This window comes from Nocardia sp. NPDC051570 (assembly GCF_044454005.1).
In the GTDB taxonomy this organism is placed as follows: domain Bacteria; phylum Actinomycetota; class Actinomycetes; order Mycobacteriales; family Mycobacteriaceae; genus Nocardia.
In genome coordinates this window covers 343,023-355,390 of sequence record NZ_JBITDI010000008.1, presented here as the reverse complement: position 1 = coordinate 355,390, position 12,368 = coordinate 343,023, and the positions used below count along the sequence as shown (strand labels likewise).

13 protein-coding genes are annotated in these 12,368 nt (G+C 68.6%); 10 read left to right on the top strand and 3 right to left on the bottom strand.

Going from position 1 to position 12,368, the window contains the following annotated elements; genetic code table 11:
- The first annotated feature begins 64 nt into the window (after nt 1-64).
- A complete protein-coding gene (locus tag ACIA76_RS22680) occupies nt 65-628 on the top strand; it encodes an alpha/beta fold hydrolase (RefSeq protein ID WP_397153828.1) in 564 nt (187 codons plus the stop codon).
- Nucleotides 629-632: 4 nt separating this feature from the next.
- Here ACIA76_RS22680 and ACIA76_RS22675 read toward each other — a convergent pair whose 3' ends face one another.
- A complete protein-coding gene (locus ACIA76_RS22675) occupies nt 633-1,661 on the bottom strand; it encodes an alpha/beta hydrolase (protein WP_397153827.1) in 1,029 nt (342 codons plus the stop codon).
- A gap of 176 nt (nt 1,662-1,837) precedes the next feature.
- Between ACIA76_RS22675 and mqo the strand changes: the two genes are divergently transcribed.
- The 4 genes from mqo to ACIA76_RS22655 all read left to right on the top strand — a co-directional run bounded on the left by mqo (nt 1,838) and on the right by ACIA76_RS22655 (nt 6,824).
- Nucleotides 1,838-3,355: a malate dehydrogenase (quinone) gene (gene mqo, locus ACIA76_RS22670; RefSeq protein WP_397153826.1), complete on the top strand. Its 1,518-nt coding sequence runs from the start codon at nt 1,838-1,840 to the stop codon at nt 3,353-3,355.
- Nucleotides 3,356-3,376: 21 nt separating this feature from the next.
- The gene (locus tag ACIA76_RS22665) at nt 3,377-3,826 is read left to right on the top strand and encodes a GNAT family N-acetyltransferase (RefSeq protein WP_397153825.1); all 450 of its coding nucleotides are present in this window, start codon (nt 3,377-3,379) and stop codon (nt 3,824-3,826) included.
- A gap of 81 nt (nt 3,827-3,907) precedes the next feature.
- Nucleotides 3,908-4,744, top strand: a complete 837-nt coding sequence (locus ACIA76_RS22660) for an aminoglycoside 6-adenylyltransferase (RefSeq protein WP_397153824.1) — start codon at nt 3,908-3,910, stop codon at nt 4,742-4,744.
- A gap of 130 nt (nt 4,745-4,874) precedes the next feature.
- Entirely contained in the window at nt 4,875-6,824 is a 1,950-nt protein-coding gene (locus ACIA76_RS22655) for a magnesium chelatase subunit D family protein (protein ID WP_397153876.1), read from the top strand.
- Nucleotides 6,825-6,830: 6 nt separating this feature from the next.
- Here ACIA76_RS22655 and ACIA76_RS22650 read toward each other — a convergent pair whose 3' ends face one another.
- Complete coding sequence (locus tag ACIA76_RS22650) at nt 6,831-7,292, bottom strand: DUF2867 domain-containing protein (protein ID WP_397153823.1); 462 nt, start codon at nt 7,290-7,292, stop codon at nt 6,831-6,833.
- A 202-nt stretch (nt 7,293-7,494) separates the two neighbouring features.
- On the opposite strand from ACIA76_RS22650, the gene ACIA76_RS22645 reads away from it, so the two are divergent.
- The 5 genes from ACIA76_RS22645 to ACIA76_RS22625 all read left to right on the top strand — a co-directional run bounded on the left by ACIA76_RS22645 (nt 7,495) and on the right by ACIA76_RS22625 (nt 11,220).
- Complete coding sequence (locus tag ACIA76_RS22645) at nt 7,495-7,875, top strand: MarR family winged helix-turn-helix transcriptional regulator (RefSeq protein ID WP_397153875.1); 381 nt, start codon at nt 7,495-7,497, stop codon at nt 7,873-7,875.
- A gap of 16 nt (nt 7,876-7,891) precedes the next feature.
- Entirely contained in the window at nt 7,892-8,761 is an 870-nt protein-coding gene (locus ACIA76_RS22640; RefSeq protein WP_397153822.1) for an LLM class F420-dependent oxidoreductase, read from the top strand.
- A gap of 80 nt (nt 8,762-8,841) precedes the next feature.
- On the top strand, nt 8,842-9,456 hold the full coding sequence (gene cobO, locus ACIA76_RS22635; protein ID WP_397153821.1) for a cob(I)yrinic acid a,c-diamide adenosyltransferase: 615 nt from the start codon (nt 8,842-8,844) through the stop codon (nt 9,454-9,456).
- The gene (locus ACIA76_RS22630; protein WP_397153820.1) at nt 9,450-10,856 is read left to right on the top strand and encodes a cobyrinate a,c-diamide synthase; all 1,407 of its coding nucleotides are present in this window, start codon (nt 9,450-9,452) and stop codon (nt 10,854-10,856) included. Before cobO ends, ACIA76_RS22630 begins: the two co-directional genes overlap by 7 nt.
- Complete coding sequence (locus ACIA76_RS22625) at nt 10,849-11,220, top strand: cobalamin biosynthesis protein (RefSeq protein WP_397153874.1); 372 nt, start codon at nt 10,849-10,851, stop codon at nt 11,218-11,220. The genes ACIA76_RS22630 and ACIA76_RS22625 overlap by 8 nt, the downstream gene beginning before the upstream one ends.
- A gap of 12 nt (nt 11,221-11,232) precedes the next feature.
- On the opposite strand, the gene ACIA76_RS22620 is transcribed toward ACIA76_RS22625, so the two are convergent.
- Nucleotides 11,233-12,261, bottom strand: coding sequence for a DUF2293 domain-containing protein (locus ACIA76_RS22620; RefSeq protein ID WP_397153819.1), 1,029 nt, complete (start codon nt 12,259-12,261; stop codon nt 11,233-11,235).
- Nucleotides 12,262-12,368 lie beyond the last annotated feature (107 nt).

Sequence of the window (12,368 nt, the reverse complement as noted above, 5' to 3'; positions counted from 1 at the left end):
GAGCGCTGAATCGTGTTCAGTGACACGCGGTCCGGCCCGGCGGCGCGGTGTAGCGTGGGTCGGCATGGAAGAGCGGCGGATCGCGGTCGGAGACCGCGTATGGACCGTGCGAGTCGGCGGTCCGCAGTCTCGCCATACGGTGTTGTTGTTACCGGATGCCGGTAATCCGGCCGATGTGTTCGACGCCGTGAGCGCCCGATTGCACAACTCCGACCTGCGCACGGTCGCGGTCGAGACGGTCGAGGGGCTCGATGCGGCGGCGGTGTACGCCATCCTCGACGAACTCGGGGTGCCGTGGGTCAATGTGGTCGGCTGCGGCGCCGGGGCCGAGCTGGCGTGGCAGCTGTGTGCGCGAGGGTTCGGGCGGTTTATCGGGCTGGTCGCCGCGGGACGCGGACATCCGGCCGCGGCGGGCGCCGAGGGTGCCGTCGCCGATGCGAGCTGCCCGGCCGTGGAGATACCGACCACGGTCATCGCCACCAAACAGCTGCCGTGGGCCGTCGCCGAGGCCTCCGGACGCCACGTCTACGGCGAATTCCGGGTCGCCCAGGTCGATGTCGGCGACCCGGCCACCGAGGCCGACAGCGAACTGGCCACCGAGATCGTCCTGCGGACCGGGCTGTGGTGAGGTCCTAGCGCGATTCGGTCCGGAATGCGGCCAGCCAATCGAGCCAGGAGTCGAGCTCCCCGAACGCCTGGGCGCGCACCGGCGGCGAGGACAGGAATACATCGTGGCGCGCGCCCTCGACGGGCACGATCGAGGTTCGGTCGCCCAGGCAGCCCGCCCAGCGTTGGATCTGGCGCACGTCGAGCACGACGTCGGATACGTCGGCGGCCGGGCCGTATTCGCGCATGAACCGGGTCATCTTCGAGCGCAGGACCAGCGTGGGGACGCCGACGTCGAGGCCGCGCTGCAGCCGGGCGTGCCCCTGGCGGATCGCTCGCAGCCAGCCGAAGTGGATCGGGAAGCCGGTCAACGGCTTCCAGTCCAGGTTGTAGTCCCATTCCCCGGCCGCCGTGTGATGCAGGCTGGAGCCGTAGGTGGACACCTCGCCGGTGGGAAGCTTGGTCCGCGAGCGGAGCTTGCCCAGGCCGTTGATGAGGGTCGTGCCGATGGTCCGGTAGTAGGACGGCCCGTGCAGATCGAACCACGGGCTGTTCAGCACCAGACCCGTGATCTCTTGTGCCGCAACGCCTTCGGCGCGGTGGAGTCGATCCAGCCACAGCGGGGCCACCAGGCCGCCGGTGGAGTGGGCCATCACCAGCACCGGCAGTCCGGTCTCCTTGCGCACGATCTCCAGCGCGCGGTTGAGTTCGGTGTCGTAGAGCGCCAGATCGCTGACGTAGTGCGCGGTCTGCCCCGGTCGACGCGAGCGGCCGCACTTGCGCAGATCCAGTGCGTAGAAGCGATGTCCGCGCGCGGCCATATGCTCGGCGACATGCCGATGGAAGAAGTAATCGGTGAAACCGTGCAGGTACAGCACGACGCTGGTCGCGGTGTCGTCGGTCTCGGCGAGATGACGCACGAGGGTCGCCTCGACCGTGCCCTCGCCGTCGGGATCGGGGCCCAGCGGAATGGTCAGCTGCTCGTACTCCGCACCCAGGACATCCGGCTGCCAGGTGCCGGTGTTCGGGCGCGTGACCTGCGTTTCGTTCGTCACAGTTCCACGATATTCGACCCGCTCGGTGTCGGCATCGTCGAGCCGAATCCGTCACATCCCGGGTTGTCGTCTACGAAAACGGGCATGGCCAGGGGCACAATCAGGTTGAAGTGAACGGCGGGTAACCTTCCCGCTGAAGTTGCTGACCCGCGCAGGACAAGGAAGTCGAACAAGCCGTGCCGAACGCTGCGATGACTGAAAAGACCGATGTAGTCCTCATCGGTGCCGGCATCATGAGTGCCACCCTGGGTGCGTTGCTTCGGCAGCTGCAGCCGGACTGGTCCATGACCATGTTCGAGCGTCTGGACGCGGCCGCGCCGGAGAGCAGCGACCCGTGGAACAACGCCGGCACCGGGCACTCCGCGCTGTGCGAACTGAACTACACCCCGCAGAACGCCGACGGTTCCGTCGACATCTCCAAGGCGATCGATATCAACGAGCGCTTCCAGGTGTCGCGGCAGTTCTGGGCCTATGGGGTGGAGAACGGCGTCCTGGGTGACCCGTCGCAGTTCATCAACCCGATCCCGCATGTGAGCTTCGTGCACGGCGCGGACAACGTGGAATACCTGCGCAAGCGCTACGAGGCGCTGTCGCGGCATCCGCTGTTCGACACCATGCAGTACATCGACACGCCCGACGAATTCGCCAGGCGGCTGCCGCTGATGGCCAAGGGTCGCGACTACTCCGATCCGGTCGCGCTGAACTGGACCGACGGCGGCACCGATATCGACTTCGGCTCGTTGACCAAGCAGTTGCTGGCCTATCTGGGCCGGTCCGGAGTGCAGATCGGCTTCGGCACCGCGGTGCGCGATCTGTCCAAGCAGTCCGACGGCAGCTGGAATGTCACGGTGCGCAATATGCGTACCGGCCAGAACCGCATGGTCAACGCGAAGTTCGTCTTCGTCGGCGCGGGTGGTTACGCGCTGCCGCTGCTGCAGCGTTCGGGCATCAAGGAGATGGCCGGTATCGGCGGCTTCCCGGTGAGCGGGCTGTTCCTGCGCTGCACCAATCCGGAGCTGATCAAGCAGCACGAGGCCAAGGTGTACGGCAAGGCCGCGGTGGGCGCGCCCCCGATGTCGGTGCCGCACTTGGACACTCGCGTCATCGACGGTAACCGCGGCCTGCTGTTCGGCCCGTACGCCGGATGGACGCCGAAGTTCCTCAAGGACGGCAAGAACACCGACCTTTTCAAGTCGATCAAGCCGAACAACCTCTTCTCGATGGTCGGTGTCGGCCTCACCGAGATGAGCCTGACCAAGTACCTGATCTCCGAGCTGCTGAAGTCGCCGAGCGGCCGGGTCGCCTCCCTCGAGGAGTTCGTCCCGCGCGCCGACGGACACGACTGGGAGCTGATCACCGCCGGACAGCGCGTGCAGGTCATCCGGCGCAAGGGCGCGGGCGGTGTGCTCGAATTCGGCACCGCGGTGATCGCGGCGCAGGACGGTTCGATCGCGGGTCTGCTCGGCGCCTCCCCGGGCGCCTCGACCGGCGTCAGCGCCATGGTGGATGTGCTGCAGCGCTGCTTCCCCGCCGAGTACGCCGAGTGGGCGCCGAAGCTGAAGGAAATGGTGCCGTCGCTGGGTGTGAAGCTGTCGGAGAACCAGGCGCTTTACCACGAGGTCTGGGACTGGACGAGCAAGGCATTGCGCCTGTCCGACAACACGCAGACCCTGGCCGGGGTCGCGCAGAACTGATCTATGTGATAGCAAGACGCGATGATGTCAACGGTTGTACTCAAAAGGTCGTGGGCCGCGGATCTGGATACCGCGACCCTCTACAAGCTGTTGAAACTGCGCGTCGAGGTGTTCGTCGTCGAGCAGAAGTGCGCGTATCCGGAATTGGATGGTCTGGACCTGCTGCCGGAGACCCGGCATCTCTGGCTCGACGACGAGGGTGAGATCATCTCCACCCTGCGCCTGCTCGAGGAGCACAACGACGGAGTGAAGTCCTTCCGCATCGGCCGCCTGTGCACCGCACAGGAAGCTCGCGGCCACGGCTACACCACCCGCCTGCTGCAGGCCGCACTCGCCGAAACCGGTTCGGCCACCGTGCGTTTGAACGCCCAGACCTACCTGGTCGACATGTACACCAAGCACGGCTTCAAGCCCGACGGCGAGGAATACATCGAGGACGGCATCCCGCACATCCCGATGCGCCGAGGCTGATCCGATCGAGTCCCGCAACCGAGAACGGTTGCGGGACCGCGTTTTTCAGGGGGAGTTCTATGCCTGATTACTGTGGTCCCGGTGACCGACAACGATGAGGTATTCGTCGCCCGGGTGACCGACTGGGCGCGTGGGCGGGGCGATATCGCGGCGGTGGTGCGTACCGGGTCGCGGGCGCGAGGTGATGGCAGCGTCGATGCGTTGTCCGATCACGATATCGAGCTGTTCACCGCTACTCCCGAGGAGTACGCGGGGACCGATGAGTGGGTGCATGGGTTGGGGGCGGTGGCGGTGAACGTCGAACTCGAAGGGCCCTATGACAATCCGGCGCATCTGGTGTTCTTCGCCGATGGCACCAAGGCCGATTTCCAGGTGTTGCCGGGGGAGCTGCTGACGGAGCTGGCCGAGGCGGGGCTGGACGAGCTGCACGAGCGTGGCTATCAGGTGTTGTTCGATCGGGAGGGCGCGACGGCCGCGCTGCCCGCGGCCACCGGCGCCGCGCCGCGTGCCGAACTGCCCGATGCGGAGGGGTTCCGGGCGCACTGCGGGGAGTTCTGGTTCGAGATCGCCCATCTGCCACGCTATCTCGCGCGTGGAGAGCTGTGGGTGGTGCAGTCGCGGGCGTGGGAGACCAAGGAGCTGCTGCTGACCGCGATCGAATGGCATGCCTTGGCACAGCACGGGGACGGGCACGATGTCTGGCATGGCGGCACCAGGATGCGGGAGTGGGCGGCGCCGGGCGTGTGGGAACGGGTCGAGGCGATGTTCGCGATCGTCGATTCGCTGGCGCAGGCGCGGGCCGCGGCCGATCTGTTCGCGGAGCTGACCCGCGAGATCGCGAAGGCCTACGGATTCCGGTATCCGGAGGCGTGGGAGCGCGAGATCCGGCCGCGGCTGGACCGGTTGCCCAGTCGCTGAACACATCCGCTGCGAAGAGTTGTGCGAGTGCGGTGACTCACAGGAGGGCCGCGGCGGGCGGGTTCGACCTCGCGCATAGAGTTGGGGCGTGTCCGATTCCTCGAGCTCCGTCATAGTGCGTCCGGATTCGATGAGCTCGGCCCGCGAGAGCGAGGCCGGGTTCCCGTTTTCCGCGATCGTCGGGCAGGAACGGCTGCAACTGGCATTGATCCTGTGTGCGGTGCATCCCGCCATCGGGGGCGTGCTGGTTCGCGGCGAGAAGGGGACGGCGAAGTCGACTGTCGTGCGGGCGCTGGCGCAACTGCTGCCGCCGGTGGTCGATGAGCGCGGGGAGCGGCCCGCGCGGCTGGTCGAGCTGCCGGTCGGGGCGACCGAGGACCGGGTGGTCGGATCGCTGGATCTCGAGCGGGTGCTGCGCGACGGTGAGCAGGCGTTCCGGCCCGGGCTGCTGGCGGCCGCCCATCACGGCGTGCTGTACGTCGACGAGGTGAATCTGCTGCACGATCACCTGGTGGACGTGCTGCTCGATGCCGCGGCCATGGGCCGGGTGCATATCGAACGCGACGGGGTGTCGCATTCGCATCCGGCGCGATTCGTGCTGGTCGGCACGATGAATCCGGAGGAGGGTGAGCTGCGGCCGCAGCTGCTGGACCGATTCGGGCTGACCGTGGACGTGGTCGCCTCGCGCGATGTCGACGTGCGGATGGCCGTCGTGCGGCGGCGGCTGGACTACGAGGCCGATCCCGCCGATTTCGCAGCGCGCTACGGCGAGTCGGATTACGAAGTGGCGCAGCGTATTCGGGCTGCCCGCGACCGGATCGGCGAGGTCAGCCTCGACGATGTGGAGCTGCGGCGGATCGCGGCGCTGTGCGCGGCCTTCGATGTCGACGGCATGCGTGCCGATCTGGTCGTGGCGCGCACCGCGACCGCGCATGCGGCCTGGCGCGGAAGCGATTGCGTCACGGCCGAAGACGTGCGGATCGCCGCGGAACTCGCACTGCCGCACCGGCGCCGTCGCGATCCCTTCGACGAGCCGGGGATCAGCGAGGATCAGCTGGACGAGGCGATGCGGCAGGCGGCCGAGGAGGCCGCGCGGGCCGAATCGCCCCGTGGCGCGGCGGATCAGGAGTCCGCGCGCGAGGACGGCTCGGAGGACGACGGGTCGGGCGAATTCGACGACGGTCCCGAGGGGCCCGACGATCCCGAGGGCGGTCCGGACTCGCCGGAGGGCGGGCCGGGCGGCGGAGCTCGGGACGGTCGAGCCGGGCAGCCCGCGAATTCCGTTGCGCGCCCACCTCGATGGGAGATTCCGGGCGTCGGCGAGGGTGCGCCGGGACGCCGGTCGCGGGCGCACACCCGATCCGGGCGGGTGGTGCGCTCCACCGCCGACACCGCCGGCGGGCTGCATCTGCTCGGCACCGTCTTCGCCGCCGCCCCGCATCAGCAGGCGCGCGGCCGGATCATCGGTCCGCTCGCGCTCGAGGCGGGCGATCTGCGCGGCGCGTATCGCGAAGGGCGCGAGGGCAATCTGGTGGTCTTCGTGGTCGACGCCTCCGGGTCGATGGCCGCGCGCGATCGGCTCTCGGCGGTCACCGGAGCGATCGTGGCGCTGCTGCGCGATGCCTATCAGCGCCGCGACAAGGTCGCCGTCATCACCATGCGCGGCGCCGAGGCCGAGCTGGTCCTGCCGCCCACCTCCTCGGTCGATATCGCCGTCCGCCGCCTGGCGGATCTGCGCACCGGCGGGAAAACACCACTCGCACAGGGACTTCTGAAGGCGCGCGAGATCGTGCGGCGCGAACGCGTGCGCGATCCGCAGCGCCGCCCGATGCTGGTGCTGCTCACCGACGGCCGCGCCACCGGCGGCTCCGATCCCGTGCCGCGCGCCCGCGTCGCCGCCCGCGCGCTGGCCGCCGACGGCGTCACCGGCGTCGTGATCGACTGCGAGCGCGGCATGATCCGCCTCGGCCTGGCCGCCGACCTGGCCCGCGATCTGCGCGCCACCTACCTCCAATTGGCCGAATTGACAGGCGATTCCGTCGCCGGTGTGGTCCGCGCGGGCGTCATCCGAGCCGCCTGATCCCGGTCAGGTCTCGCGATCCGCGCGGCCGAGCAGATACGGGATCGTGAGGTGGTGAAAGGGTTCGACCGCGGCCCAGATCGGCCGGGCGATTCGACGATCGAATCGCACCAGGGTCGACCAGGAGACCGTCGACCTACTCGTCATCACGATGTTCCGCGCCAGCAGGATCGGTGAATGTGATTCGAGCACAACGACATCGGGGCCCTGCTCGACGATGCGCCAGCCCAGTACGTGATCGGGCGCCGTCCTCATGCGCAACCCCAACCCCCACCGCCAACCCATCCTGAGCGCACCCCGCATCACCGCGGGCGCATCCTCGAACACCGACCGCGCCCACTGTTCGGCAGTTCGCCGAGTCCCGCACGTGTCGAGCTCGAAGGCCCACCCGTAATCGGCATCTGCCATCTCCTCGCCGACCGGCGCATCCGGTGGCACCGCCACGCGTCGAGCTCGTCGAACAGCCATACCCATCACCCTCCCTGAGCGTTCTACTACTAACGGTAGGACTGGAAGGCGAGGGTGGACAAGGCATTGCGGCACCCGATGTTCCCCGGCTGCCAATTGATCAACCGGGGTTGTCTATCTAGGTTTATAAGTCTAGATTGAGCATGTGGTCGACGATCCGGACATCGAGGAATTGGCTGTCGCGTTGTACGCCGGTATCGGCATGATCACCCGGCGTGCGCGGCAAACACAGACGCCCGGCGGACTGTCGCTGCCCGAGCGTGCCACGTTGGCACAGCTCGACCGCGGTGGTCCCGCCTCGTCGGCCGACATGGCGCGGGCGGCGCAGATCACGCCGCAGGCGATGGGCACCACGCTGACCGCGCTGGAGGAACGCGGATTCGTCGATCGTCGACGAGATCCCGCGGACGGGCGGCGAATCATCATGTCGCTCACCGAATCCGGCCGCGAGATGCTGCGGCACAAGCGTGATGCCCTGTCCCGGCAACTGGCAAAGGCACTCGGTGAGCAATTCACCGCCGGGGAACTGCGGGCACTGCGGGCGGCGGCGCCATTGCTCGAGCGGCTGGGCGAGTCCATCTGAAAGGACAAGTGCACCAATGGAATCAGGCATTCATTTCATCGACTTTCTGCCGGGTGATCCGGCCCGTCTCGGCCCCACCCTGGCGGCCGCGGCCATAGCCGCCGAGCAGGGCGGCGCGAGCATGTTCACGCTGGCCGACCATTTCTTCCAAATGGAGAGCGTCGGGCGGGCCGAAGATCCGTTCCTGGAGGGGTATACGTCGCTGGGCTTCCTCGCCGGGCAGACTCGCACGATCGAGCTGACCATGCTCGTCACCGGCGTCACCTATCGCCATCCCGGTGTCCTGGCCAAGATCGTCGCGACGCTGGACGTGCTCGCGCAGGGCCGATCCATGCTCGGGCTCGGCGCGGCGTGGTACGAACGCGAACACCTTGCGCTCGGCGTCCCGTATCCGCCGCTGCGCGATCGGTTCGAGATGCTCGAGGAGACACTGCGGATCTGCGCGCAGATGTGGAGCGATGACGACGGTCCCTTCGAGGGTAAGCACTACCAACTGGCCGAGACGATCTGCCGGCCGCAACCGATTCGCCGTCCCCCGGTCCTGATCGGCGGTGGTGGTGAGAAGAAGACGCTGCCGCTGGTCGCCCGCTACGCCGATGTGTGGAACAGCACGGCGGCGACCGCCGAGGAGCTCGAGCACAAGATCGGTGTGCTGGCCCGGCATTGCGAGACGATCGGTCGCGATCCCGCCGAAATCCGCATGACGGCAGCACTTCTCGCGGATCCGTTCGAGGATGTGGACAGTTTCCTGCGCACCGTCGAGCGCTACGGCGAGCTCGGCATCGACCTGGTCAACCTGGGCCCGTTCCCGGGCAACCCCGATCCGGTCGGCTTCATCGAACGCCTCGGCGACGAAGTGATCCCTCGCCTGGCCGAGATCGGCTGATAAGCCGACATCGGGTCCGCCGCGTCGCACGCACTCTGGTATGGCAACGTGGGCGGCGACGCAGGCGGAAGGAGAGGGATATGCCCCAGGGTGTTCCGGTCACGGTTCCCGAGGACGGGTTGACGACCCGGCAGCGGCGCAATCAGCCGGTGCTGGCCGTGCATACCGGGCCCGGGAAGGGGAAGTCGACGGCGGCGTTCGGGATGGCGCTGCGGGCCTGGAATCAGGGGTTCGATGTCGCGGTGTTCCAGTTCGTGAAGAGTGCCAAGTGGAAGGTGGGGGAGGAGGCCGCTTTTCGGGCGCTCGGGCAGGTGCACGCGGAGACCGGCGTGGGTGGGCCGGTCGAATGGCACAAGATGGGCGAGGGGTGGTCCTGGACGCGTAAGCAGGGCAGCGACGAGGACCACGCCGCCAACGCCCTGGCCGGCTGGCAGGAGATCGCCCGCCGTCTGGCCGCCGAACAGCACCGCTTCTATGTGCTCGACGAATTCACCTACCCGCTGAAGTGGGGATGGATCGACGTCGAGGAGGTCGTGACGGCCCTGCGCACCCGGCCGGGCAACCAGCACGTCGTCATCACCGGCCGCGATGCGCCGCAGGCCCTGATCGAGGCCGCCGATCTGGTCACCGAGATGAGCAAGGTGAGACATCCGATGGACGCGGGCCGCAAGGGCCAGCGCGGCATCGAATGGTGAAGCTCGCGCCTGCCATCGTCATCGCCGCACCCGCCTCGGGCAGCGGAAAGACTACGCTCGCAACGGGTTTGATCGGAGCCCTGCGGGCGGCGGGGCGACGGGTCGCGCCGTTCAAGGTGGGTCCGGACTACATCGATCCCGGCTATCACGGGCTCGCGGCGGGGCGGCCCGGGCGCAATCTCGATCCGGTGCTGGTCGGGACGGATCGCGTGGTGCCGCTGTATCGGCACGGCGCGCGCGACTGCGATATCGCGGTGGTCGAGGGCGTGATGGGCCTGTTCGACGGCCGGATCGACGACAACCATGCCGCGCCGGTCGCGGAGGGCTCGACCGCGCAGGTCGCCGCGCTGCTCGGCGCGCCGGTCGTCCTGGTGGTGGACGCGCGCGGACACAGCCAGAGCCTGGCCGCGCTGCTGCACGGATTTGCGACCTTCGACAGCGGAATCCGGCTCGGCGGGGTGATTCTCAATCGGGTGGGCAGCGAGCGGCACGAACAGGTACTGCGCGCCGCCTGCGCCCGGGTGGGATTGCCGGTGCTGGGCGCGCTGCCGCGCATGGCCGAATCGGCCGTTCCTTCAAGGCATCTGGGTCTCATCCCGGCGGTCGAACACGGTAACGCCGCGCGGGCGGCGGTGGACGCGATGACCGCACTGGTCGCGGCGCATGTCGATCTGGCCGCGATCGCCCGGCTCGCCACCGCGAATGCCACCGGCCCGGTGTGGGATCCGGTCGAGGCCGTCGGCTCGCGGCAGGGTGATTCGGATACCGCGGCCGGGCCGATGATCGCGATGGCCGGGGGTCCGGCCTTCACCTTCGGCTATGCCGAACACCGCGAACTCCTCGAGGCCGCGGGCGCACGAGTGGTCGTCTTCGATCCGTTGCGTGACGAGTTACCCGGCGGCACAGCGGGTGTGGTGCTGCCGGGCGGTTTCCCGGAGGAGCACGCCGCGGATCTGGCCGCCAACGCTCCGCTGCTGGACGAGCTCGCCGATACCGCCCGCGCGGGCATGCCGATCCACGCCGAATGCGCCGGACTGCTCTACCTCACCCGCTCCCTCGACGGCCACCGTATGGCCGGAGTCCTCGACGCCACAGCCGAATTCGGCCCCCGCCTGACCCTCGGCTACCGAGACGCGGTCGCACTGACCGACTCCGTCCTCTGGTCCGCGGGCGACCGCGTGCGCGGCCACGAATTCCACCGCACCCGCCTCTGCGACGCGGGTGCCGCCCCCACGGCCTGGGGCTGGCGCGCCCCGAACGGCGAAACCGTGCGCGAGGGCGCCACGATCCACCGCGTCCACGCCTCGTATCTGCACACCCACCCCGCCGGGAATCCGGCCGCGGTGCATCGTTTCGTCAGCACCGCAAGAGAATTCGACCGCGCGCGTGTCCATGGCTGAGGTGGTCGCCGGTCTCGGATTTCGTCCCGGAGCCCACGTCGAAGCGTTGCTCGCCGCGGTGCGCCAGACGCGAGGCGAGCACCGAATTCGTTATCTGGCAACGGTCGATCGCCGCGCCGAGGAACCGGGTCTGACCGCGGCGGCCACCGAACTCGCGGTACCCGTACTCTCGTTCACCCCCGAGGAACTGGCCGAGATCGAGGTGCCGCATCCGGCCGCCCGCACCGCCGCGGCCATCGGCACTCCCAGCGTCGCCGAGGCGGCCGCCTTGCTGGCCGCCGGGACCGACCGCCTGATGCTGCCCAAACAGGTCCTGTTCGGTATCACGATCGCGATCGCGGAAATGCCGGGTCGCCGACCGTAGCCGACGGCATTATCAGCGCCAGGACTCCAGGACCCGATCCAGGGTCGAGCGGATGCGCGCCCGGGCCTCCATGCGGGGGACGCCGGTCATCAGGAGCTGGTCGTAGTCGGTGTCGAGGTGGCGGATGGAGGCGATGACGGCGAGCGTAAGGGCCTCGGGGGCAAGGAGTTTGGCGGCGGCGGAGCGGCCGACGCGGCCGCTGCCGCGGACGGCGGCGTGTTCGGCGATATCGGTGGCGCGGTCGGCGGGGCAGTGCGGGAACAGGTGGCGGATCTGTTCGGACATGCGGGTGGTGAATTCGATGTCCTGGTCGGCGCGGCGGAGACGGTCGCGGTCGCGGCGGCGCGAGCGGACCTCCTCGTCGGCGAGGCACTGTTCCTCGGCGCGGGCCAGGGCCGCTTCCTCGACCAGAATGCCGAGTCTCTGGTAGCGGCGGCGGCGCTGATTGAACGAGACCACCACGGCGGCGAGGGTGCTCTCCTTCTTGGCGCGTCGGCTCAAGGCGGCGTTTCCGGCGGGCAGGAATTCCAGATGGTCCAGATCCGAACAGGTCAGGCACAGCGGTCCGGCGCCGGAGGTGATGAAATGCGGTCCGGTGTCGGCACATTCGACGCATGTCCACGGCGCGGCCGCCTCGACGACCATCAGATCGGGGGCCTTGTTCTGACGCTCGATCACCTGTTCGCGCCGGGCCGGGCTCAGCTGGGCCGACAGCCAATGCGTGCGGAAGATCTCCTCGGCGCCCTCGTCGACGAATCGCAGCTCCTCGCGATCGCGGCCGCCGGACAGATATGCCGCGGTGCTCGCGGTGAGTCCCTGTTCGCGCGCCCATTCGCCGAGCAGCTCCGCCGCATCGCGCATCCGCTGCCCGTCCACCGCCGCGACCCGCTCCAACGAGTCCGCCCGGCCCTGCCGCCATCGATCGACCTGGCTCGACCGCACCCACCCCAACCAGGTGAACACATCGACCGCCGATACGTATTTCCGTTGGGCCAGCACCGCTTCCGCAGCCTCGACCACTCGTCGCCGCAGCTTGGACACGGATCCGAACCCTATCGCGTCCGCCGGAACCCTGCGGGGGCAGCCGGTGCATATCGTTCTCATCCGGATCGATGAGACGAAGCTACCGCCGCCCAGCCGCGGATTCC

Excerpts from the sequence above, each read along its gene's own strand:
- ACIA76_RS22680 (WP_397153828.1), top strand. The coding sequence starts at position 65 with ATGGAAGAGCGGCGGATCGCGGTCGGAGACCGCGTATGGACCGTGCGA.
- ACIA76_RS22665 (WP_397153825.1), top strand. The coding sequence starts at position 3,377 with ATGATGTCAACGGTTGTACTCAAAAGGTCGTGGGCCGCGGATCTGGAT.
- ACIA76_RS22655 (WP_397153876.1), top strand. The coding sequence starts at position 4,875 with ATGAGCTCGGCCCGCGAGAGCGAGGCCGGGTTCCCGTTTTCCGCGATC.
- ACIA76_RS22650 (WP_397153823.1), bottom strand. The coding sequence starts at position 7,292 with ATGGCTGTTCGACGAGCTCGACGCGTGGCGGTGCCACCGGATGCGCCG.
- ACIA76_RS22645 (WP_397153875.1), top strand. The coding sequence starts at position 7,495 with ATGATCACCCGGCGTGCGCGGCAAACACAGACGCCCGGCGGACTGTCG.
- ACIA76_RS22640 (WP_397153822.1), top strand. The coding sequence starts at position 7,892 with ATGGAATCAGGCATTCATTTCATCGACTTTCTGCCGGGTGATCCGGCC.
- cobO (WP_397153821.1), top strand. The coding sequence starts at position 8,842 with ATGCCCCAGGGTGTTCCGGTCACGGTTCCCGAGGACGGGTTGACGACC.
- ACIA76_RS22630 (WP_397153820.1), top strand. The coding sequence starts at position 9,450 with ATGGTGAAGCTCGCGCCTGCCATCGTCATCGCCGCACCCGCCTCGGGC.
- ACIA76_RS22625 (WP_397153874.1), top strand. The coding sequence starts at position 10,849 with ATGGCTGAGGTGGTCGCCGGTCTCGGATTTCGTCCCGGAGCCCACGTC.